General features: G+C 77.1%; 1 protein-coding gene. It reads left to right on the top strand.

Features of this window, described 5'->3' with window-relative positions:
* Positions 1–131 precede the first annotated feature (131 nt).
* On the top strand, positions 132–1,456 hold a 1,325-nt coding region (locus AB0E96_RS41115), incomplete at its 3' end, for a DUF4157 domain-containing protein (RefSeq protein WP_359831946.1).

Here is a 1,456-nt window from a genome sequence, read left to right on the forward strand (position 1 = left end):
GCAGATCCTCACCGAGCAGCTGCCGGAGAGCATCATCATCGCGGGCGCCGGCGCGATCGGCGTCGAGTTCGCCTACGTGCTGCACAACTACGGCGATCCCGCGCCGGCCGGCCGCCGGAGCGGAGGTGGACATGACGCGACTCGCCGCCGGCGCGAAGGACTCCGCCCCCGACGCCAGGCAGGACGCCGCCCGCCGCAGGACGCGGGTGCCGAAGGCCCGGACGCCCGAACCGAAGGAGATCGTCTCCGGCGCCGGCCAGCCGCTCGACCCGGGCGTGCGCCGGGAGCTGGAGGCGCGGCTCGGACACGACCTCAGCCGGGTCCGGGTGCACACCGACCGGGACTCCGCCACGCTGACCGAGCTGATCGGCGCGGACGCCGTCGCCGTCGGCCCGGACCTCTTCTTCGGCGAGGGCAAGTACCGCCCGGCCGCCGAGGACGGCCGACGGCTGCTCGCCCACGAGCTGCTGCACACCGTCCAGGCCCCGAACCCGCTCGGAGCCCTGCGGGCCGGCCGCGACCTGGGCGCGGTCAGCCTGCCGCAGGACCCGGTCGAACGGGAGGCCGAGCACGGCGCGCGCGACGGCGGTCCGGCGGCGGTGACGCCGAGCGCCACCCCGGGCTGGCTGCGCTACGCGACCGTCGACGCCGACCGGTTCCGCACCGAACGGCTCGACCCGGCCACCCTGGTCGAGCGGCTGGCGGCCGGCATCCTGCGCTCGCTGCGCGGCGACCCGACCGACTCCTCCGGCCGAGTCCGTCTGCAACTGGCGCGCTTCGCACCGGAGTTGCAGGCCTCCGTACTCGACCGGCTGGCAGACCGGATGCCCTCCTCGGACCACACCCGGGTGCTGGAACTGGTCGAGGACGCCGAACACCGCCCGGCCGACGCGGACGGCGCACTGACACCCGAACCCGTCACCGGCACGGCCGAGCGGACCGGCGACGAACGCGAGCGCGACGACGGGCCGCAGCACGGCTCCCCGACCGATGAGCAGGACCGGCGGGCGGACGAGGAGGCCGAGCGGCCGGACGGCCCGAAGCGGCGGCGCAAGCACCGCGGGGGCCGGGACGGCGAGAACGGCGGGGACACCGACAGCACCACGGACCGGCAGGACACCGAGGACACCGAGGACACCGCGCACGGCGAGAACGACAAGGGCACCAAGGACGCCAAGGACGGCAAGGACGGAAAGGACGCCGAGGACGGCAAGGCCGGCGACGGGGACCGCACCGGGCAGCGGGACGAACAGCAGGCCCCGCAGGCCCCGCAACCGGCCGGGCAGCCCGGGGCCGAGAGGGCCGCGCCCGAGGCCGCCGCCCCGGAGGCAGCCGCGGCACCCGCCGAAGCCGGCGCCACCGCGCCCGCGGCGACGGAGGAGGCCGCCGCCGTCACCGGCACGCCCGAGACCGGACAGCCCGGGCAGCCGGAGGCCGCCGTCCAGCCCTCGGCCGG

This window comes from Kitasatospora sp. NPDC036755 (assembly GCF_040636595.1).
Taxonomy (GTDB): Bacteria; Actinomycetota; Actinomycetes; order Streptomycetales; family Streptomycetaceae; genus Kitasatospora.